The 19,691-nt window shown below is 64.8% G+C and carries 18 protein-coding genes; 12 read left to right on the forward strand and 6 right to left on the reverse strand.

Going from position 1 to position 19,691, the window contains the following annotated elements; genetic code table 11:
- Window positions 1-18: 18 nt before the first annotated feature.
- From OKW41_RS38740 to OKW41_RS38750, 3 genes are all read left to right on the forward strand, one after another.
- Window positions 19-1,107 carry a sn-glycerol-3-phosphate import ATP-binding protein UgpC gene (locus OKW41_RS38740; protein WP_429575782.1) on the forward strand — a complete coding sequence of 363 codons (1,089 nt, stop codon included), beginning with the start codon at window positions 19-21 and terminating at the stop codon, window positions 1,105-1,107.
- 232 nt (window positions 1,108-1,339) lie between these two features.
- Window positions 1,340-3,004 (forward strand): energy-dependent translational throttle protein EttA, encoded by a 1,665-nt coding sequence (gene ettA / locus OKW41_RS38745; RefSeq protein WP_429575783.1) that lies wholly within the window; start codon window positions 1,340-1,342, stop codon window positions 3,002-3,004.
- Between the two features lie 156 nt (window positions 3,005-3,160).
- Window positions 3,161-4,285: a DUF748 domain-containing protein gene (locus OKW41_RS38750; protein ID WP_429575784.1), complete on the forward strand. Its 1,125-nt coding sequence runs from the start codon at window positions 3,161-3,163 to the stop codon at window positions 4,283-4,285.
- Window positions 4,286-4,299: 14 nt separating this feature from the next.
- Here the strand turns inward: OKW41_RS38750 and OKW41_RS38755 are convergent, their stop codons facing one another.
- The 3 genes from OKW41_RS38755 to OKW41_RS38765 are packed head-to-tail and all read right to left on the reverse strand — an operon-like array spanning window position 4,300 to window position 7,068.
- Window positions 4,300-4,923, reverse strand: a complete 624-nt coding sequence (locus OKW41_RS38755) for an HAD family hydrolase (RefSeq protein WP_429575785.1) — start codon at window positions 4,921-4,923, stop codon at window positions 4,300-4,302.
- 33 nt (window positions 4,924-4,956) lie between these two features.
- Entirely contained in the window at window positions 4,957-6,771 is a 1,815-nt protein-coding gene (locus OKW41_RS38760; protein WP_429575786.1) for an aminopeptidase P family protein, read from the reverse strand.
- Between the two features lie 18 nt (window positions 6,772-6,789).
- Entirely contained in the window at window positions 6,790-7,068 is a 279-nt protein-coding gene (locus tag OKW41_RS38765) for a hypothetical protein (protein WP_184009140.1), read from the reverse strand.
- A 229-nt stretch (window positions 7,069-7,297) separates the two neighbouring features.
- Here OKW41_RS38765 and OKW41_RS38770 point away from each other — a divergent pair, with 229 nt between their 5' ends.
- From OKW41_RS38770 to OKW41_RS38800, 7 genes are all read left to right on the forward strand, one after another.
- Window positions 7,298-8,008: a response regulator transcription factor gene (locus OKW41_RS38770; RefSeq protein WP_429451880.1), complete on the forward strand. Its 711-nt coding sequence runs from the start codon at window positions 7,298-7,300 to the stop codon at window positions 8,006-8,008.
- Window positions 8,009-8,087: 79 nt separating this feature from the next.
- Window positions 8,088-9,374, forward strand: a complete 1,287-nt coding sequence (gene hemA / locus OKW41_RS38775) for a glutamyl-tRNA reductase (protein WP_429451882.1) — start codon at window positions 8,088-8,090, stop codon at window positions 9,372-9,374.
- A 121-nt stretch (window positions 9,375-9,495) separates the two neighbouring features.
- A complete protein-coding gene (prfA, locus tag OKW41_RS38780; protein ID WP_184070555.1) occupies window positions 9,496-10,578 on the forward strand; it encodes a peptide chain release factor 1 in 1,083 nt (360 codons plus the stop codon).
- Between the two features lie 10 nt (window positions 10,579-10,588).
- A complete protein-coding gene (prmC, locus tag OKW41_RS38785; RefSeq protein WP_429575787.1) occupies window positions 10,589-11,476 on the forward strand; it encodes a peptide chain release factor N(5)-glutamine methyltransferase in 888 nt (295 codons plus the stop codon).
- A gap of 112 nt (window positions 11,477-11,588) precedes the next feature.
- Window positions 11,589-11,900, forward strand: a complete 312-nt coding sequence (gene grxD, locus OKW41_RS38790; RefSeq protein WP_018420101.1) for a Grx4 family monothiol glutaredoxin — start codon at window positions 11,589-11,591, stop codon at window positions 11,898-11,900.
- 40 nt (window positions 11,901-11,940) lie between these two features.
- On the forward strand, window positions 11,941-12,543 hold the full coding sequence (locus tag OKW41_RS38795) for a UbiX family flavin prenyltransferase (RefSeq protein ID WP_184052382.1): 603 nt from the start codon (window positions 11,941-11,943) through the stop codon (window positions 12,541-12,543).
- Window positions 12,544-12,677: 134 nt separating this feature from the next.
- On the forward strand, window positions 12,678-13,463 hold the full coding sequence (locus OKW41_RS38800; protein ID WP_429575788.1) for a DODA-type extradiol aromatic ring-opening family dioxygenase: 786 nt from the start codon (window positions 12,678-12,680) through the stop codon (window positions 13,461-13,463).
- Between the two features lie 117 nt (window positions 13,464-13,580).
- Here OKW41_RS38800 and OKW41_RS38805 read toward each other — a convergent pair whose 3' ends face one another.
- Window positions 13,581-15,176, reverse strand: a complete 1,596-nt coding sequence (locus OKW41_RS38805) for an APC family permease (protein WP_429575789.1) — start codon at window positions 15,174-15,176, stop codon at window positions 13,581-13,583.
- A gap of 430 nt (window positions 15,177-15,606) precedes the next feature.
- On the opposite strand from OKW41_RS38805, the gene OKW41_RS38810 reads away from it, so the two are divergent.
- Complete coding sequence (locus OKW41_RS38810; protein WP_007180251.1) at window positions 15,607-15,810, forward strand: cold-shock protein; 204 nt, start codon at window positions 15,607-15,609, stop codon at window positions 15,808-15,810.
- 135 nt (window positions 15,811-15,945) lie between these two features.
- Here the strand turns inward: OKW41_RS38810 and OKW41_RS38815 are convergent, their stop codons facing one another.
- Window positions 15,946-17,196 carry an Hsp70 family protein gene (locus OKW41_RS38815; RefSeq protein ID WP_429575790.1) on the reverse strand — a complete coding sequence of 417 codons (1,251 nt, stop codon included), beginning with the start codon at window positions 17,194-17,196 and terminating at the stop codon, window positions 15,946-15,948.
- Window positions 17,197-17,384: 188 nt separating this feature from the next.
- Here OKW41_RS38815 and OKW41_RS38820 point away from each other — a divergent pair, with 188 nt between their 5' ends.
- Complete coding sequence (locus OKW41_RS38820; RefSeq protein ID WP_429575791.1) at window positions 17,385-18,878, forward strand: MFS transporter; 1,494 nt, start codon at window positions 17,385-17,387, stop codon at window positions 18,876-18,878.
- A 103-nt stretch (window positions 18,879-18,981) separates the two neighbouring features.
- On the opposite strand, the gene OKW41_RS38825 is transcribed toward OKW41_RS38820, so the two are convergent.
- Window positions 18,982-19,575: a nitroreductase family protein gene (locus OKW41_RS38825; RefSeq protein WP_429575792.1), complete on the reverse strand. Its 594-nt coding sequence runs from the start codon at window positions 19,573-19,575 to the stop codon at window positions 18,982-18,984.
- Window positions 19,576-19,691 lie beyond the last annotated feature (116 nt).

A 19,691-nucleotide genomic window follows, 5' to 3' on the forward strand; every position in this document is an offset into this window, starting at 1 on the left:
ATTAAAGGCTAGAACGGCATGGCTGCACTGACCCTGCAAAGCGTTAAGAAAACCTACGACGGCAAACAGTTCGTGTTGTACGGCATCGACGTCGACGTCGCCGACGGCGAATTCGTCGTGATGGTCGGCCCGTCCGGCTGCGGCAAATCGACCTTGCTGCGAATGGTCGCCGGGCTCGAGCGCATCTCCGACGGCAGCATTTCAATCGCCGGCAAGGTCGTCAACGAGCTGGAGCCGAAGGATCGCAACATCGCGATGGTGTTCCAGAACTACGCGCTGTATCCGCATATGAGCGTGGCCGAGAACATGGGTTACGCGCTGAAGATCGCGGGCGTCGATCGTGCGCAGATCGCGAAACGCGTCGAAGCCGCCGCGCAGATTCTCGAGCTCGGCGCGCTGCTGCAGCGCAAGCCGCGCGAGTTGTCGGGCGGGCAGCGGCAGCGCGTCGCGATGGGCCGCGCGATCGTGCGCGAGCCGGCGGTGTTTCTGTTCGACGAGCCGCTGTCGAATCTCGACGCACGTCTGCGCGTGCAGATGCGCCTCGAAATCCAGCGCCTGCATGCGCGCCTCAAGACCACGAGTCTGTACGTCACGCACGATCAGATCGAAGCGATGACGCTGGCGCAGCGCGTGATCGTGATGAACCAGGGCCACGCCGAGCAGATCGGCGCGCCGACCGAAGTCTACGAGCGGCCGGCCACGGTGTTCGTCGCGAGCTTCATCGGCTCGCCGGGGATGAACCTGCTCGAAGGCCGTGTCTCCGACGACGGCTCGACCTTCGAGGTCGCCGGCAACGGCCCGAAGCTGCCGCTCGCGGGCGTGCCGTCGATCGGCCGCGAAGTCGCGACAGGCCGCGAGTGGACGCGCGGCATTCGCCCCGAGCATCTGAGCCCGGGCACGGCCAACGCACCGTTCGCGACACTGAGCGTCGATTCTTGCGAAATTCTCGGCGCGGACAATCTCGCGCACGGCCGCTGGGGCAAGCACGATGTGACCGCGCGGCTGCCTCACGCGCATCGTCCCGCGGCCGGCGAGGCGCTGCAGGTCGTGCTGCCCGCGCAGCATCTGCACTTCTTCGATCCGGCGACTGGACGGCGCGCGAACTGAGACGCCCGCGGAGCGTCGCGACGGCGGCCCGCTGCCGGAACTCCCCTGCCGCCCGGCCCTCGCCGCGAAGTACAATGCCACCTGAACCACGTGCCGCACGCGGCAGCGTCGTCGAATCCGACGCCGCGCCCGCCGGCGCCGGGTGTTCCGCCCGGCCCTCACACCGATTACCCATTCACCCCCGACTGCCCGCCCGCACGCGGCCGGCGTCGTCAACGTCTACTGCAAGCAAATGGCCCAATACGTTTTCACCATGAACCGGGTCGGCAAAATCGTGCCGCCCAAGCGCCAGATCCTCAAAGACATTTCGCTATCGTTCTTCCCCGGCGCGAAGATCGGCCTGCTCGGCCTGAACGGCTCGGGCAAGTCGACCCTGATCCGCATCATGGCCGGTGTGGACACGGAGATCGAAGGCGAAGCGACACCGATGCCGAACCTGAACATCGGCTATCTGCCGCAGGAGCCGCAACTCGATCCGCAGAAAACCGTGCGTGAAGCGGTCGAGGAAGGCCTCGGCGACGTGTTCAACGCGCAGAAGAAGCTCGACGAGATCTACGCGGCCTACGCGGAGCCGGACGCCGACTTCGATGCGCTCGCCGCCGAGCAGGCGAAGTACGAAGCGATCCTCGCAACGACCGACGGCAGCGCCGAGCAGCAGATCGAAATCGCCGCCGACGCACTGCGCCTGCCGGCATGGGACGCGAAGATCGAGCATCTGTCGGGCGGCGAAAAGCGCCGCGTCGCGCTGTGCAAGCTGCTGCTGCAAAAGCCCGACATGCTGCTGCTCGACGAGCCGACCAACCACCTCGACGCGGAATCGGTCGAATGGCTCGAGCAGTTCCTGACGCGCTTCCCGGGCACCGTGGTCGCCGTCACGCACGATCGCTACTTCCTCGACAACGCCGCCGAGTGGATTCTCGAACTCGACCGCGGCCACGGCATTCCGTGGAAGGGCAACTACAGCAGCTGGCTCGATCAGAAGGAAGAGCGCCTGAAGCAGGAAGAAGCGTCGGAGTCCGCGCGCCAGAAGGCGATCAAGAAGGAACTCGAGTGGGTGCGCCAGAACCCGAAGGGCCGTCAGGCGAAGTCGAAGGCGCGTATCGCGCGCTTCGAGGAACTGAACAGCCAGGACTACCAGAAGCGCAACGAAACGCAGGAAATCTTCATTCCGGTCGGCGACCGCCTCGGCAATGAAGTGATCGAGTTCAAGAACGTCAGCAAGTCGTACGGCGACCGGCTGCTGCTCGATAACGTCAGCTTCAAGATCCCGGCCGGCGCGATCGTCGGCATCATCGGTCCGAACGGCGCCGGCAAGTCGACGCTGTTCCGTATGCTGACCGGCCGCGAGCAACCCGATTCGGGCGAAATCGTGCAGGGTCCGACCGTCAAGCTCGCGTACGTGGACCAGAGCCGCGAAGCGCTCGCAGGCACCAAGACCGTGTTCGAGGAAATCTCGGGCGGCGCGGACGTGCTGACGGTCGGCAAGTACGAAACACCATCGCGCGCGTATATCGGCCGCTTCAATTTCAAGGGCGGCGACCAGCAGAAGATCGTCGGCAATCTGTCCGGCGGCGAGCGCGGTCGTCTGCATCTGGCGAAGACGCTGATCGCGGGCGGCAACGTACTGCTGCTCGACGAACCGTCGAACGACCTCGACGTCGAAACGCTGCGCGCGCTCGAAGACGCGCTGCTCGAATTCGCGGGCTCGGTGCTCGTGATTTCGCACGATCGCTGGTTCCTCGATCGCATCGCGACGCATATCCTCGCGTTCGAAGGCGACTCGCAAGTCACGTTCTTCGACGGCAACTACCAGGAATACGAAGCGGACAAGCGCGCGCGTCTCGGCGAGGAAGGCGCGCGGCCGAAGCGCCTGCACTACAAGCCGATCTCGCGTTAAGAAGCGGGCGGACGACGGCCCGTCTGGCGCAATGCCGGACGGGCCGCGGGGCATGCGCGTTGCTAAGCGTCGCTAGATGGAGGCGCGCGTGAAAGTCTCGCGCACGCGACGGACGGTCAACACAGCGCCGCGCGACGCGGCGACGAGGAGACAGGCATGGCGATGTCGAAGGGCAGGCGCTGGATCGTCATCGTGAGCGGAACGCTTTTGGCGTTGGTTCTGATCACGATCGGCGCGATGCAATTCGCGCAACAGGAAGTCAAGAATCGCGTCAGCGCGGCGCTCGGGCCGCTTGGCAGCGCGGACAGTATCGACGTCGGCCTCACCTCGGTACACCTCACCCACGTCGTGCTAAAAGCGCCGCCTGGCTGGCCAGCGGGTGAACCGCTACGCGCCGACGAAATCACGATCACCCCCGACGTGCGCGATCTGATCGCGCGGCGCATGCATATCCGCGAGGTCGTCGTGCGCGGCTTCGACATGGCCGTGTTACGCACGAAGGACGGCTCGCTGAATCTGCTGCCGAACCTGCGCGAATCGCTGAACCGCGGCGATCAGCCGGGCAACGCCGGCACGGCGCCGCCGATCCCGCGCGAAAAGCTGGTCGACCATATCCGCTTCGAACACGGCAACTTCCATTTCTATGACATGACTGTCGGGCCGCCGCCGTTCAAGGTCACGGTCAGCAACGCCAACGCGAGCGTCGACCATCTGCATCTGCCGGCGCTTGCCGAACCGACCAATGTCAGCGTTCGCGGCTCGATGAAGGGGCCGGCGCATACGGGCACCGTGACGTTCGACGGCTGGATCAAAATCGCCAGCCGCGATTCGCAGACGACGAGCACGCTGCGCGGCGTCGATATTGCGATGCTCGATCCGTATCTGCTGAAGAAGGCCGGCACGCGCGCACAGGTGACGGGCGGCACCGTCGACCTGACGATCGAATCGACGGTGCGGAACTATCATCTCCACGCGCCCGGCACGGTGACGGTCCACAATCTGCAACTCGCCGAATCCGACAATCCGCTCGAGACGTTCATGTCGATTCCGACCCGCGCCGCCGTCGCGGCGCTGAAGACGCATAACGGCGACATCACGCTGCATTTCGTGCTCGACGGCGATCTGCGCGATCCGAAGTTCTCGGTGCGCGAAGGAATCCTCACGCGCATCGGCGCAGGGTTTGCGCAGGCGCTCGGAGTCAGTGTCGAAGGCGTCGCGAAGGGCGCGGGCGAGACCGTCAAGGGTCTCGGCAATGCGCTGAAGAATCTGCTGGGGCAGTAGCGGCGGCGGTCAGCTCAAACCGGCAAGCCCAACTCGCGCAGCTTGGCTTCCGTTTGGGCGGCGCTCGCGTGATGCACGCCGTGCCAGCCGAGAGCCGTCGCGGCTTCGGCGTTCTTCGCGTTGTCGTCGATGAAGACGAGTTCGGCCGGCTCGACACCGGGCATTTGCAGTTCGATGCGCCGGCGCATCTCCGCGAAGATCGCCGGGTCGGGCTTCACGAGCTTCACGCGCCCCGACACGACGACGTCGCGAAACCGCCGCAGCACCGGATAGTGCTCCCACGCGTACGGAAACGTCTCGGCCGACCAGTTGGTCAGCCCGAAGAGCGGCACCTCGGCCGCTTCGAGCTTTTCCATCAGCGCGATGCCGTCGTCGAGCACACCCGCCACCATCTGGTGCCAGCGCTCATAGAACGCGCGGATCAGCGGTTCGTGATCGGGAAACCGCGCGATCAGCTCGTCGGTGGCCTCGACGATCGGCTGACCGCCATCCTGGCGGATCACCCAGTCCATCGAGCAGACGTGCGTGAGGAACCAGCGGCGCTCGACTTCGTCGGGAATCAGCTCGCGGTACAGGTACTCGGGACTCCAGTCGATCAGCACACCGCCGAAATCGAACACCACTGCCTTGATCGCCATGCACCACGCTCCTTTGGAAGGTCGTCGCTACCCTCAGATGGGTTGCGTGCGCTGTTCCAGCCACGCTTTCGCGTCGCCCGATACATGCGGCGCGAGGCGCGCGCGCACTGTCTCGTGATACGCGTTGAGCCACGCGCGCTCGTCGTCGCGCAGCAGCGACAGCTCGATGCAGCGCGCGTCGATCGGGCACAGCGTCAGCGTTTCGAACCTCAGGAAATCGCCGAATTCGGTTTTTTCCGCGGCCACGTTCAGCACGAGGTTTTCGATGCGCACGCCCCACTTGCCCGGTCGATACAGACCCGGCTCGTTCGACGTGATCATGCCCTCCTCCATCGCGGTCCACGGTTCGGCCGGTGCGTAGTGCGAGATCACCTGCGGGCCTTCGTGCACGTTCAGGAAGTAGCCGACCCCGTGACCGGTGCCGTGGCCATAGTCGGCGCCGGCCTGCCAGATCGGTGCGCGCGCGATCGCGTCGAGCATCGGCGAGCGGATGCCGCGCGGGAATTGCGCGCGTGACAGCGCGATCATGCCCTTCAGCACGACGGTGAAATCGCGGCGCTGTTCGCTGCTCGGCGTGCCGACCGGGACGACGCGCGTGATGTCGGTCGTGCCGCTCAGATACTGGCCGCCCGAATCGATCAGCAGCAGGCCATTGCCTTCGATCACCGCATGCGACTCCTCGGTCGCGCGATAGTGCGGCATCGCGCCGTTCGCATTGAAGCCCGCGATCGTCGCGAAGCTCAGCGACACGAAGCCGGGACGGCGCGCGCGAGCTGCCGTCAGACGCTCGTCGATCGTCAGCTCGGTGATGCGCTCGCGGCCGAGCGCGCTTTCGAACCACGCGAAGAATTCGGCGAGCGCGGCGCCGTCCTGCTCCATCGTCTCACGCACGTGCGCGGCATCGGCGGCGGTCTTGCACGACTTCAGGAAAGTGGACGGATTGACCGCCTCGACCACCTTGACCGACGACGGCACCGCCTGCAGCGAGCCGTACGTGATGCGGCGCGGATCGATCAGCAGCGTGCTCCCGGCTGGCAGCGCAGCAAGCGCGTCGGCGGTTTTCGCGTACGGCTCGACGCTGATGCCGTCGCGCGCGAGCACTTCGGCGAGCGCCGGCGACACCTTGCCGTCGGCGATAAATAGCGACGCCCGATCCACGCCGATCAGCGCGTGCGCGACGAACACCGGGTTGTAGCTGACGTCGGCGCCGCGCAGATTCAGCAGCCAGGCGAGGTCGTCGAGCGTCGAGATGAGGTGCCACTGCGCGCCTTTCTCGACCATCGCGCGACGCACCTGCGCAAGCTTGTCCGCACGTGTGACGCCCGCTTGCGGCGCGGCGTGCTCGAAGACGGCGTCGGCGGGCAGCGCCGGGCGCTGCGCCCAGATCACGTCGAACAGGTCGAGGTCGGTGCGCAATTGCACGCCGCGCGCGTTCAGTGCGGCGCTCAACGCGCGCGCGGCCGCGACGCCCAGCACCGCGCCGTCCACACCGACCGTGCCGCCGCTCGCGACGTTCTGCGCGAGCCATTCGAAATGCGGCGTCGTGAGCTGGCCGCCGGTCATCTTCATCAGTTCGACACCGCTGCCGGCGAGCTGCGCACTCGCCTGCTCCCAGTAGCGGCTGTCGGTCCAGACGCCGGCGAAATCGGCGGTGACGATCAGCGTGCCGGCCGAGCCGGTGAAGCCCGACAGCCACTGGCGGCCTTGCCAGCGCCCTGGCAGATACTCGGACAGATGCGGATCCGCCGAAGGAACGAGGTAAGCGGCAATGCCTTCGCGCGCCATCGCGGCGCGCAGGCTCGCGAGGCGCTCGGGAATGGAGGAGGTTTCGGGAAGTCGGGCGTTCATGGAGTTACCTGCAAGGATTCATCGACGGATTGACCGGCGCGTTGATTGACGCGACAAGAGGCCGACCGTCACGGCGACGGCGATGAGCGCGACGGCGGTGCATACCGGCCATTCGAGCATGTCGCCGTCATGGAAGAGACTAGTCACATTGCCGGCCATCCGCGCGACGCTCGTGCCGAGCACACCGGCCAACAGCGCGGCCCACCAGCGGGCGCGGCTCGCGCGGCGCTGCGGATGCAACCACCAGCCCGCGAGGCCGATCACCGCGCCGAGTACGAGAATGCCTGGCCAACCCATCAGGCGTCGACTCCAGACTGGGCGCTCAAACACGGCAAGATCAATTTCGGATTCGTCTCATAGGCGAAAGGAGCCGCCAACGCTAGCATTTTTGCCTCCTCAACTATACAAGTTCAGCACGGCGCTTTCCGCATAGCGGTTGAGTTTAGGGATCGGGGTGTGCTTAGGCAAGTTGTAAGTCTGACGAAAACGCCTCATGCTTTGCCCGTTGCCAGGCTGACGCAGCGCCATGCGCATCGCCCTTATCGAACCCGACGTGCAACACGCCAAACTGGTTGACCGGCTCATTTTCGCCGGCGGCCACGCGTGCCAGCACTTCACCACTAGCGCCACGTTCCTGCAGCGCGCTACCGACGAATTTTTCGACCTGTTGATCACCGAAAGTTGGGCCGGCGACCATTGCGCCGAAGACGTGATCCCGCGCGCGCGCTCCATTCTGCCGGGCCTGCCCGTCATGATGCTGCTGACCGCACCGCGCGAATGCCAGATCGTCGCCGCGCTGCATGCCGGCGCCGACGACTGTCTCAGCAAGCCAGTGCGCGGCCCCGAAATGCTCGCGCGTGTCGAGGCGCTGCAGCGCCGTGCGGGCCTGCGGCGGCCGCCCAACCGTCGACGCGACGTGATCGGCGGCTATACGTTCGACGCGGCGAATTTGGCCGTGACATTCCGCGACCTGACCGTGATCCTGACGCCGAAGGAATTCCGCCTCGCTCTGTTGTTGTTCAACAATCTGACGCGACCAGTGTCGCGCGCGCATATTCTCGAGACCGTGTGGGCGCGCCGCCGCGACGTAAAGTCGCGCACCATCGACACTCACGTGTCGCGCGTGCGCGGCAAGTTGCAACTGCGCCCGGAGCTTGGCTACGCGCTGACGCCGGTCTATGGTTACGGTTACCAGCTCGACGCGATTCCGCCGGAGACTCCGACAGGCACGAGCTGACGCATGCGGGGTATGCGGCGTGCAGGATGTGAGAATCGTGGAAACGCTATAATATATGGCTGAACGATAGCTCCCCCAAATGCAGCTTCTAACGATCGGAATCAACCATCACACTGCGCCTGTCGCCTTGCGCGAACGCGTGGCGTTTCCGCTCGAACAGATAAAGCCCGCTCTGGATACATTCAAAGGCATCTGGCTGGGTCACATGGCCCCCAACGCGCCCGAGGCGGCAATTCTGTCCACCTGCAACCGCACCGAACTCTACTGCGCGACCGACGACCTCGCCGCGCGCGAAGCCTCGGTGCAGTGGCTGTCGAAGTACCACAACCTCCCGATCGATGAACTCGCGCCGCACGTCTATGCGCTGCCGCAGTCCGAAGCCGTGCGCCATGCGTTCCGCGTCGCGTCGGGGCTCGATTCGATGGTGCTCGGCGAAACGCAGATCGTCGGACAAATGAAGGACGCGGTGCGCACCGCCTCCGAAGCCGGCGCCCTCGGCACCTACCTGAATCAGCTATTCCAGCGCACCTTCGCCGTCGCGAAGGAAGTGCGCAGCACCACCGAGATCGGCGCGCAGTCGGTGTCGATGGCCGCCGCCGCGGTACGCCTCGCCCAACGCATTTTCGACAAGATCGCGAACCAGCGCGTGCTGTTCATCGGTGCTGGCGAAATGATCGAGCTTTGCGCGACGCACTTCGCGGCGCAGCATCCGCGGGAACTCGTCGTCGCGAACCGAACCGCCGAGCGCGGCATGCGGCTCGCCGAGCGCTTCAACGGCCGCGCCATTCCGCTCTCCGAGCTCCCCGCGCGGATGCACGAATTCGACATCATCGTGTCGTGCACGGCGTCCACGTTGCCGATCATCGGTCTTGGCGCGGTCGAGCGCGCGGTCAAGGCGCGCCGTCACCGGCCGATTTTCATGGTCGACCTCGCGGTGCCGCGTGACATCGAACCCGAAGCCGGCCAGCTCGAAGACGTGTTCCTGTACACCGTCGACGACCTCGGCGCGATCGTCCGCGAAGGCAATGCGTCGCGCCAGGCCGCGGTCGCGCAGGCCGAAGCGATCATCGAAACGCGCGTGCAGAACTTCATGCAGTGGCTTGATGCGCGCAGCATCGTGCCGGTGATCCGCCACATGCACACGCAGGCCGACACACTGCGCCGCGCGGAGGTCGAACGCGCGCAGAAAATGCTCGCGCGCGGCGACGATCCCGCCGCAGTCCTCGAGGCACTGTCGCAATCGCTCACCAACAAGCTGATCCATGGTCCTACGCACGCGCTGAATCGCGCGAGCAGCGACAACCGCGACAAGCTGATCGAACTGATGAGCGGCTTCTACAAACACCCCGGCTCTACCGAGCGTTAGCGGCGCAGTGCTCGCCGCACCCCCGCGCGCCACCGCCGTGGCTCGCAAAGTGCTTCCGCCCCGGGCATTCGCCCGTTCCACTGGCCGCATCCATTCCGGAGTCCGCTCCGCTACCCGCCTGATGAAAACGAGCATGCAACGCAAGCTCGACCAGCTGACCACCCGGCTGGCCGAACTGAACGACCTGTTGAGCCGCGAAGACATCACCGCCAACCTCGACCAGTACCGCAAGCTGACGCGCGAACACGCGGAGCTCGGCCCGGTCGTCGAGCATTATGGGCTGTGGCGCCAGGCGCAGAACGACGCCGCCACCGCGCAGGAACTGCTCGCCGACGCGTCGATGCGCGATTTCGCCGAAGAGGAAATCCGCGCAGCACGCGATCGTATGGAGACGCTCGGCGTCGAACTGCAGAAAATGCTGCTGCCGAAAGACCCGAACGACGAGCGCAACATTTTCCTCGAAATCCGCGCGGGCACCGGCGGCGACGAATCCGCACTGTTCGCGGGCGATCTGCTGCGCATGTATCTGCGCTATGCCGAGCGCAACCGCTGGCAGGTCGAGATGATGTCGGCGAGCGAATCGGACCTCGGGGGCTATCGCGAAGTGATCGTGCGAATTGCCGGCGATGCCGCGTATTCGAAGCTGAAGTTCGAGTCGGGCGGGCATCGCGTGCAGCGCGTGCCGGCCACCGAAACGCAGGGCCGCATCCATACCTCGGCGTGCACGGTCGCGGTGATGCCGGAAGCGGACGAGATCGGCGAAGTCGAGATCAATCCGGCCGATCTGCGTATCGACACGTTCCGCGCGTCGGGCGCGGGCGGCCAGCACATCAACAAGACCGACTCGGCGGTGCGCGTCACGCACTTGCCGACGGGCATCGTCGTCGAATGTCAGGACGACCGCTCGCAGCACAAGAACAAGGATCGCGCGCTGAAGGTGCTCGCCGCGCGCATCAAGGACAAGCAGGCGCACGAGCAGCAGGCGAAGGAAGCGGCGACGCGCAAGAACCTGATCGGCTCGGGCGACCGTTCGGAGCGCATCCGCACGTACAACTTCCCGCAGGGGCGCCTCACCGATCACCGCATCAACCTGACGCTGTATCGCCTCGACGCGATCATGGACGGCGATCTCGAAGAACTGATCGCGGCGCTCGTCAGCGAGCATCAGGCCGAACTGCTGGCTTCGCTCGGCGACGCGGACTAACGCCCCGACAATGACCGACGCCTCCCCGGCTCCGCTCGACCCCACCGCTCTGCCCCCCACTGCCGAGGCGCTATTGCGCGCATCGCCGCTGCCGCCGCTCGAAGCGCGGATTCTGCTCACGCATGTACTCGGTTGGCGGCGCACGCAGCTGATCACGCGCGGCGAGGAGCCGCTCGAACGCGCAAGCGTCGAGCGTTATCGCACGCTCGAGGCGCGGCGCATGGCCGGCGAGCCGGTCGCGCAGCTCGTCGGTGCGCGCGAGTTCTTCGGGCTCGAATTCGAAGTGACGCCGCACGTGCTGATTCCGCGTCCTGAGACCGAGCTGCTGGTGGAGACCGCGCTCGCGGCGATCGAACCTCGGCCGCGCCCACGTGTGCTCGATCTCGGCACCGGGACCGGCGCAATCGCGGTGGCGATCGCGTCGATGCGGCCCGACGCGCAGGTCTGGGCGCTCGACCGCTCGGCCGACGCGCTCGCCGTCGCCGCGCGCAACGGCGCGCGCCTGCTCGACGTGAAACGCCCGGGGGGCGCCGTCGTTTTCCTGCCCAGCGACTGGTACGGCTCGCTCGACGCCGCGTTGCGCTTCGATGCGATCGTCAGCAATCCACCGTATATCGCGAGCGGCGACCCGCATCTGCGTGAGGGCGATCTGCGCTTCGAGCCGCGCGGCGCGCTCACCGACGAGGCCGACGGCCTCAGCGCGATCCGCGCGATCGTCGCCGGCGCCCCCGAGCGTCTCGCCGCCGACGGCACGCTTTGGATCGAACATGGCTACGACCAGGCCGAAGCCGTGCGCGCATTGTTGCGCGAACGCGGTTTTGCCGAGGTCCGCTCGGCGCGCGATCTCGCCGGCATCGAGCGGATCAGCGGCGGCGTGCTGCGCGCCGCTGCGGCCTGAGCGCGGTCGCCGAGGCTAAAACCCCAGGCGCGACGTGGCTGCGGCCGCCCGTAGCGAAATCCGCTATCATTTCAGCCTATTCCCATCCTTTATCGGAACCGCAAGGTCAGTCATGGATACGCAACAACGCATCAAGCAAATCGTCGACGGCAACAACGTCGTTCTCTTCATGAAGGGCACGGCCCAGTTCCCGATGTGCGGTTTTTCCGGCCGCGCCATCCAGATCCTGAAGGCGTGCGGTGCCGGTGAAATCAAGACCGTCAACGTGCTCGAAGACGACGAAATCCGTCAGGGCATCAAGGTGTTCTCGAACTGGCCGACCATTCCGCAGCTGTACGTGAAGGGCGAATTCATCGGCGGCTCGGACATCATGATGGAGATGTACGAATCGGGCGAACTGCAGCAGCTGTTCGCCGCGGCCTGAGCGTTCTACGCTTCGTTCGTTCCATCAGGCGCCGCAAGCCATGCAGCAAGCACGCACCGCGGTGCCTCGCCGGCTGATCGTCGCGATCACCGGCGCCACCGGCGCCATCTACGGCATCCGGCTGCTCGAGACGCTGCGGCGGCTCGGCGGCGTCGAGAGCCACCTGCTGATTTCGAGCGCGGGTTGGCTCAACATCCAGCATGAACTCGAGTTGGGCAAGGAAGACGTGCATCCGCTCGCGGATGTCGTCCATTCGGTGCGCGATGTCGGCGCGAGCATCGCGTCCGGCTCGTTCGCGACCGACGGCATGATCGTCGCGCCCTGCTCGATGAAAACACTCGCGAGCATCGCGCACGGTTTCGCCGACAACCTGATCACCCGCGCCGCCGACGTCACACTGAAGGAGCGTCGCCGTCTCGTGCTGCTGGTGCGCGAAACGCCGTTCAATCTCGCGCATCTGCGCAATATGACGGCCGTCACCGAAATGGGCGGAGTGATCTTCCCGCCGCTGCCCGCGTTCTATAACCGGCCTGCTTCGATCGACGAGATGGTCGACCACACTGTCGCACGCGTGCTCGATCTGTTTGCGCTGGGGCCGGCGTTGTCGCCGGCGTGGGAAGGATTGCGGGGCGCGCAGGATTAACCGCGACAACGCGGATTAACAACGGCCGCGACGCAATCAATTCCCGCCGAACCCATTTATCAAGCTGGCGTGCGGACCTATATTGGTAGCAACCCAATTTCTCCGTGCTGTGCTTACACGGCCGCGTTGCTGTCATGAACCGCTTACCTTCGCTTTTCCTGTCTCACGGCGCACCCACGTTGCCGATTGATCCGTCGATGCCGTCCGCCGAGTTCGGCGCGCTCAGCACGCAATTGCCGCGTCCCGAGGCAATCCTGATGTTGTCGGCGCACTGGGGCACCGCGCAGCCACTCGCGAGCATCGCGACGGCGCCTGAAACCATCCACGATTTTTATGGTTTTCCGCGCCAGCTCTATGAAATCCAATACCCGGCGCCGGGCGCGCCCGACATCGCACGTAGCGCCGCCGCGCTGCTCGGCGCGAGCGGCATCGTCGCGGACGTGCAGCCGCATGGACTAGACCACGGCGCATGGGTGCCGATGCTGCTGATGTTTCCGCGAGCGGACGTGCCAATCGCGCAACTGTCGATCCAACCGCACAAGGACGCCGCGCATCATTTCCGCGTCGGCCGCGCGCTGCGCGCGCTGAAAGACGAAGGCGTGATGGTGATCGGCTCCGGCCAGATCACCCATAACCTGCGCGCCGCCGATTTCTCCGCGCGCCCGGAAGACGCCGATCCGCGTGTGGCCGAATTCACCGACTGGTTCGAGGACAAGCTCGTCAAGCGCGATATCGACGCGCTGCTCGACTATCGCCGCCAGGCGCCGCACGCGGTGTTGATGCATCCGACCGACGAGCATCTGTTGCCGGTATTCGCCGCGTTCGGTGCCGCCGACGACGACTATTCGCTCGCGATCCAGTCGCTCGGCACCTACCAACGCTCGCTCGCGATGACGAACTATGTGTTCGGGACCGCCTGATCCGGCTCGGGGTCGCGCACAAAGGTCAACAAAAAGCCAGCCTGATCATCGATCGGGCGGGCTTTTTGTTGGCCCCGAAAGACCCACGTCGAGCGGGTCTTCGGTCTCGACCGGCGCTCAATGCGCGCCGATGCTTTCGAGCACTTCGTCGTGCACGAGCCGCTCGTCCAGATACTCTGAACGATAGCCGCTGTTCACGCCCCAGAAGTAGAACACCAACGAGAAGGCGATCACGACGAGCATGTCCCAGCCGTACGGCAGAATGCCGAAGCCGCCAAACTCCTTGCTGCCGATCAGCGACAGGATCGCCATGATCGGCAGATACGCGACCAGCCACCAGGCCGCCTTCAGGTCACGGCCCCAGCCCTCGAAGCCCGACTTCGCCTGGAAGTAGAAGTACACCGGCAGCGCGACGACCATCAGCAGAATGATTTCGCCGGTCAGCGGCCACTTCGCCCAGTACAGGATCAGCGACGCGCAGACGAACGCGAACGGCGCGATCACCTTCATGCCGGCGATGTGCAGCGGGCGCTCGAGATCGGTTGCCGCGCGGCGCAGTGCCATCAGGCTGATCGGGCCGGTCAGGTATGAGATCACGGTCGCGACCGAAATCACCGCCGCGAGCGAACTCCAGCCGCGGAAGAAGAACAGGAAGATGAACGAGACGAGCAGGTTGAACCACATCGCGTTGCGCGGAACGCCATAGAACGGGTGCACGTTACCGAACATCTTCGGCATCGTGTTGTTGCGCTCCATCGCGTAGATCATGCGCGAGGTGGTTGCCATGTAGGTCGTACCGGTGCCGCTCGGGCTCACGAACGCGTCGACGTACAGCAGGATCGCCAGCCAGTTCAGGTTCAGCGCAATCGCCAGTTCCGCGAACGGCGAAGCAAAGCTGAAGTGGCTCCAGCCCTTCATCACGTCGGCCGGATTCACGGCGCCGATGTATGCGATCTGCAGCAACACGTAGATCACGAGCGCGAGCAGGATCGAGCCGATCACCGCGAACGGCACGCTCCTGGCCGGATTTCGCGCTTCACCGGCCAGGTTGATCGGGCTCTGGAAACCGTTGAATGCGAACACGATGCCGCTCGTCGCGACCGCGGTCAGGACCGCCGACCAGCCGTACGGCGCGAACGTGGTCGTCTGACCAAAGTTCTCGGTGTGGACGCCTGTCATCATCAGGCCGACGATCGTTGCGCCCGGGATCAGGAACTTGAAGATCGTGATCGCCGAGTTGGCGCGCGCGAACAGCTTGACGCCCCAGTAGTTGAGCAGGAAATAGATGATGACGAGCCCGGCGGACAACAGCAGGCCGTTGGTCGTCAACGACCCGTCGACGAACAGCGCATGCGCCCAGGGATAGGGCCACGTACTCATATATTGGATCGACGCTTCGGCCTCGATCGGGATCACCGACACGATCGCGATCCAGTTGGCCCACGCGCTGATGAAACCGACCAGCGCGCCGTGCGAGTAGCGCGCATAGCGCACCATCCCGCCAGATTCCGGAAACATCGCGCCAAGTTCCGCGTAGGTCAGCGCAATCGCGAGAATCACGACCGCACCGATGATCCATGCGCAAATCGCAGCCGGACCGGCAATTTTTGCAGCCTTCCACGCGCCGAACAGCCAACCCGAACCGATGATCGAGCCCAGACCGGTCAGCATCAGCGCGAATGGCCCGATGTTCCGTTGTATAGAACTTTTCAAGTCTTCTCCTAAATCAGAACCATGTCGGCACCGCGTGACATCGCTTGTGGCGGTGGGGACGGGATGACGCGCATGTAAGCGCGTCCAGATGCGGAATAGGTGCAACCGACGCGCGGCGCGTAGTTTAACGGTTGCACCGCGTTACTGCAGCGAAACCGCAGCCGAACTAAGGGTTCTCCCTAGCAAAAAGTTGGCCCCGTGCGCAAGCTTTGTAAGAAAAATTCGGATCAGTCCGGCAAAGTTTCGTCTAGACTGTTGACCTTCGTCCGAATTCGCCGTATAACGTTCGGGCAGGATTTCAAGTGGCGAGTGAAGTGGTTCTTTCGTAGTTCGCCCATCAACGGTACTCCGGTTGGTCCCATTACCCCCTTCCTTGATTTTCATGCACCCCGGGCTTCGGCCTTATTCACCATTTTTAGGAAAAAGTAATATGGAAACCGGTACCGTCAAGTGGTTCAACGACGCTAAGGGCTTTGGCTTCATCACTCCGGACGGCGGCGGTGAAGATCTGTTCGCGCATTTCTCGGAAATTCGCACTGAAGGCTTCAAGACGCTGCAAGAAAACCAGAAGGTGACGTTTGAAGTGAAGACGGGCCCGAAGGGCAAGCAAGCGGCTAACATCAAGCCGGTGTGAGCTCCGCGCTTCCTTCTGGACGCAAAAAAACCCCGCCTCGGCGGGGTTTTTTATTATCGGCGGCCAATCTGAAGGCGCCGATTAACTTCGCATGACTTCGCAATTCGCGGCGGATTATTTGGTGATTATCCGGGATTATCCGAATACGCGCCGCGCATGAATACCGAGGCCAGTCGCCACGCTCGCGAGACGATCGCCAAACACTGCTTGCGCGTCTGGAAACGCCGCGGCCAACGCGCCCGACAGAAACGCGAGGCCGGTCGACCCGCCGGTGAAATAGATCGCGTCGACATCGCGCGGCGCGACGCCCGCCGTCTGCACCGTATCGCGCGCGGCCTGCACGATGCGTCGCGTTTCTTCCTCGCCTGCCTTGATGAGCTGCGCTTCGTCGAACGCGAGACGCAGATCCTCTTCCACCTGCTCGAGATCGATCACGGTCTCGCCGCCCGCCGCCACGCCGATCTTCGCCTCTTCCGCGTGGGCGGCGAGCGCGTGCCCGAAACGCTGCTCGACCACGCGCATCAGCCGGTCGTGGTGCTTCGTCTCCGTGAAAAGGTGCCGCATCAGCGCGAGTTCGCTGACGCGCTTCGGCGTGTAGACGGTGTTGATCAGGTGCCAGGTCGCGAGATCGAAATAAATCCGGTTCGGGATTTCGCGCCCTTGCGGATCGAGCGACTGATAGCCGAGTTCGCGCATTATCGTGGTGAGTTCGACGCGGCGGTCGAAGTCCGTACCCGCGACGTGCACGCCGTGGTGCGCGAGCACATCGTCCTTGCGCTCGACGCGCTTCATCCGTTCCGGCCCCACTCGCACGAGCGAAAAGTCCGACGTACCGCCGCCGATGTCCGCCACAAGCACGAGCCCCTCGGCGCTCAGGTGCGATTCGTAGTCGAACGCAGCCGCGATCGGTTCATACTGAAAGTGGATGTCGCGCAAGCCGACCGTGCGTGCAGCGGCTTCGAGCTGTTGCTGCGCCATCTGGTCGGCGCGCGGGTCGTCGTCGACGAAGAACACCGGGCGGCCCAGCACCGCGCGGTCGATCGCGCCGCCGGCGCTCGCCTCGGCCGCGCGCTTCAGGTGAGTCAGGAACGTCGCGATCACGTCGGTGTACTTGATCGCACTGCCGTCGCCGAGATCGGTCGTATTCTCGGCGAGCGGCGAACCGAGAATGCTTTTCATCGAGCGCATCAGCCGGCCGTCGAAACCGTCGATGTAAGCAGCGAGCGCCGCGCGCCCGAATTCGCTGGTGTGTTCGTCGGTATTGAAGAAGACCGCGGTGGGCAGCGTCGTGTACGCGCCTTCGACCGGCGCCAGCTTCAGCTGCGGGCCGATCGGAACCGCGACGGCCGAATTGGAAGTACCGAAGTCAATCGCGCAATAGTTCATGGCAGGAATGGCCGCTCACGGCTGGCGCGCAAAGAAAGGGGAGCGGCTTTGTATCACGAAAACTCCGGCAGCATCAACTGAAGCTGCCGGGACGGCCGCAAGATCGTTTGAAATCATGGCGCGGAATGGATCTTGCTACGTCCGACCGGATATGCCGCCCCATTTCGCCATCGAGGAGACTTCGCGTCATGAGCGTGCCGCCCACCGCCGCCGTCGATGACCAGCACGCCACGCTGATCGAAACCGATCTGCCGTCGCGGCTAGACCGTCTGCCGTGGGGCCGCTTTCATACGCTGATCGTGGTTGCGCTCGGCGTGACGTGGCTGCTCGACGGCCTTGAGGTGACGCTCGCCGGCGCGGTCGCGAGCGCGCTGAAAACCAGCCCGGCGCTGCGCTTTTCGAATGCCGAGGTCGGCCTCGCGGGCAGCGCATACATTGCCGGCGCGGTGCTCGGTGCGCTCGGTTTCGGCTGGCTGACCGACCGGCTCGGCCGCCGCAAGCTGTTTTTCATCACGCTGACGCTGTATCTGGCCGCGACCGCGGCGACCGCGCTGTCGTGGAATCTGATGAGCTTCATGCTGTTCCGCTTCCTGACCGGCGCGGGTATCGGCGGCGAATACACGGCGATCAACTCGACGATCCAGGAATTTACGCCGGCACGCGTGCGCGGCTGGACCGACCTCGGCATCAACGGCACGTTCTGGGTGGGCGCGGGGCTCGGCGCCGCAGGCTCGCTCGTGCTGCTCGATCCGCACCTGCTGCCTTCCGACTGGGGCTGGCGCGCGTGTTTTTTCATCGGCGCGGTGCTCGCGCTGACGATCCTGCCAATGCGCATCTGGATACCCGAAAGCCCACGCTGGCTACTCACGCACGGCGACGAGCGCGACGCCCGCACGATCGTCGAGGGCATCGAGACGCGTTTTCGCGACGACGGCCACACGCTTGCCGACGACGCCCTCACGCGGCTGCGCCTACGCGCGCGCGACCATACGCCGTTGCGCGAGGTGTTCCACACGCTGTTCAACGTGCACCGGCGCCGCGCGCTGGTCGGTCTCACGTTGATGACCGCGCAGGCATTCTTCTACAACGCGATCTTTTTCACCTACGCGCTCGTCCTCACCGACTTCTATCACGTGCCGGGCGACGACATCGGCTGGTATCTGCTGCCTTTCGCGCTCGGCAATTTCCTGGGGCCGCTCGTGCTCGGGCGGTTGTTCGACGTGATCGGTCGACGCAAGATGATCGCCGCGACCTACGCGATGTCGGCGATCCTGCTGACGCTGTCCGGCTATCTGTTCGAGCAGCAACTGCTGAGCGTCGTCACGCAGACGGTCGCCTGGATGGTCATTTTCTTCTTTGCGTCGGCGGCCGCGAGTTCCGCGTATCTGACCGTGAGCGAATCGTTTCCGCTCGAAATCCGCGCGCTCGCGATCGCGGTTTTCTATGCGTTCGGCACCGCGCTCGGCGGCATCATCGGGCCGGCGTTTTTCGGTCGGCTGATCGATACGCATCAGCGCAGCGAGGTGTTTTCGGGCTATCTGGTCGGCTCGGCGTTGATGCTCGCGGCGGCGCTCGTCGCGGCGATCTGGGGTGTCGACGCGGAGCGCAAGTCGCTCGAACATGTGGCCGCGCCGCTGTCCAGCGTGACGGATGGTGAGAACGGCATGGACGGCGCTGCATGAAAAACGCGCGGACCGTGCCGCGCGTGCCTGACCGCTTAGTTGCTCATCGACCGCTTTCTTCGCTTTACGCGATATCGCGCGGCAAGCGCGGCGAATCCATCGCTCAGAGCGCCTTCTTCCAGGCGCCGGCGTACGCGATATCCGCGAGCGCCGCGCGTTGACGCGGCGCCTTCTCGCGTTCGCGCAGGACCGGGTCCAGTTTGTCGACGTCGCCGTAATGGCCGAGCGAGATCATCGCGATCGGCTCGACGTCCTTTGGTAGTTCGAAGGTGGTACGGAACGCGTTCACGTCGAAGCCGCTCATCTGGTGCGCGGCGAGGCCGAGCGCGTGCGCCTGCAGCACCAGCGACATCGCCGCCGCGCCGGCGTCGTAGAACGCGCAGCGGTTTACGTCGCCCTTGTTGGTCAGTGTGTGCGCGGTCACCGCGATCAGCACCGGCGCGTGCGCATTCCAGCCCTGGTTGAACGGCACCAGCGTGGCGAAAGCCTTCTTGAACGCGACTTCGTCGACGCTGCGATCGAATACCAGAAAACGCCAGGGCTGCGCGTTATATGAAGACGGCGCCCAGCGCGCCGCTTCGAGCACGGCTCGCAACTGATCGCGACTCACCGACTCGCTCGAATACGCGCGAGGGCTCCAGCGGCCTGCAATGAGCTCGTGAATGGCAACTTCGGTTGAGGCGGGTTTGTTGGCCATGCGCTTCTCTCGGTAGAAATTCATGTTCTCCGGGCGGCTGCCCGAGGCCACATAGCATAACGGGCTTTCGGTGCGCGCTCCAAGTTGCGGCGCGGCGCTATGCGTGCTGGCTGAGA

Source organism: Paraburkholderia sp. UCT70 (assembly GCF_050434085.1).
GTDB lineage: Bacteria > Pseudomonadota > Gammaproteobacteria > Burkholderiales > Burkholderiaceae > Paraburkholderia > Paraburkholderia tuberum.

Bases quoted from the DNA above. Each gene is read 5' to 3' on its own strand.
- OKW41_RS38740 (WP_429575782.1), top strand. From the start codon at position 19: ATGGCTGCACTGACCCTGCAAAGCGTTAAGAAAACCTACGACGGCAAA.
- ettA (WP_429575783.1), top strand. From the start codon at position 1,340: ATGGCCCAATACGTTTTCACCATGAACCGGGTCGGCAAAATCGTGCCG.
- OKW41_RS38750 (WP_429575784.1), top strand. From the start codon at position 3,161: ATGGCGATGTCGAAGGGCAGGCGCTGGATCGTCATCGTGAGCGGAACG.
- OKW41_RS38755 (WP_429575785.1), bottom strand. From the start codon at position 4,923: ATGGCGATCAAGGCAGTGGTGTTCGATTTCGGCGGTGTGCTGATCGAC.
- OKW41_RS38760 (WP_429575786.1), bottom strand. From the start codon at position 6,771: ATGAACGCCCGACTTCCCGAAACCTCCTCCATTCCCGAGCGCCTCGCG.
- OKW41_RS38765 (WP_184009140.1), bottom strand. From the start codon at position 7,068: ATGGGTTGGCCAGGCATTCTCGTACTCGGCGCGGTGATCGGCCTCGCG.
- OKW41_RS38770 (WP_429451880.1), top strand. From the start codon at position 7,298: ATGCGCATCGCCCTTATCGAACCCGACGTGCAACACGCCAAACTGGTT.
- hemA (WP_429451882.1), top strand. From the start codon at position 8,088: ATGCAGCTTCTAACGATCGGAATCAACCATCACACTGCGCCTGTCGCC.
- prfA (WP_184070555.1), top strand. From the start codon at position 9,496: ATGAAAACGAGCATGCAACGCAAGCTCGACCAGCTGACCACCCGGCTG.
- prmC (WP_429575787.1), top strand. From the start codon at position 10,589: ATGACCGACGCCTCCCCGGCTCCGCTCGACCCCACCGCTCTGCCCCCC.
- grxD (WP_018420101.1), top strand. From the start codon at position 11,589: ATGGATACGCAACAACGCATCAAGCAAATCGTCGACGGCAACAACGTC.
- OKW41_RS38795 (WP_184052382.1), top strand. From the start codon at position 11,941: ATGCAGCAAGCACGCACCGCGGTGCCTCGCCGGCTGATCGTCGCGATC.
- OKW41_RS38800 (WP_429575788.1), top strand. From the start codon at position 12,678: ATGAACCGCTTACCTTCGCTTTTCCTGTCTCACGGCGCACCCACGTTG.
- OKW41_RS38810 (WP_007180251.1), top strand. From the start codon at position 15,607: ATGGAAACCGGTACCGTCAAGTGGTTCAACGACGCTAAGGGCTTTGGC.
- OKW41_RS38815 (WP_429575790.1), bottom strand. From the start codon at position 17,196: ATGAACTATTGCGCGATTGACTTCGGTACTTCCAATTCGGCCGTCGCG.
- OKW41_RS38820 (WP_429575791.1), top strand. From the start codon at position 17,385: ATGAGCGTGCCGCCCACCGCCGCCGTCGATGACCAGCACGCCACGCTG.
- OKW41_RS38825 (WP_429575792.1), bottom strand. From the start codon at position 19,575: ATGGCCAACAAACCCGCCTCAACCGAAGTTGCCATTCACGAGCTCATT.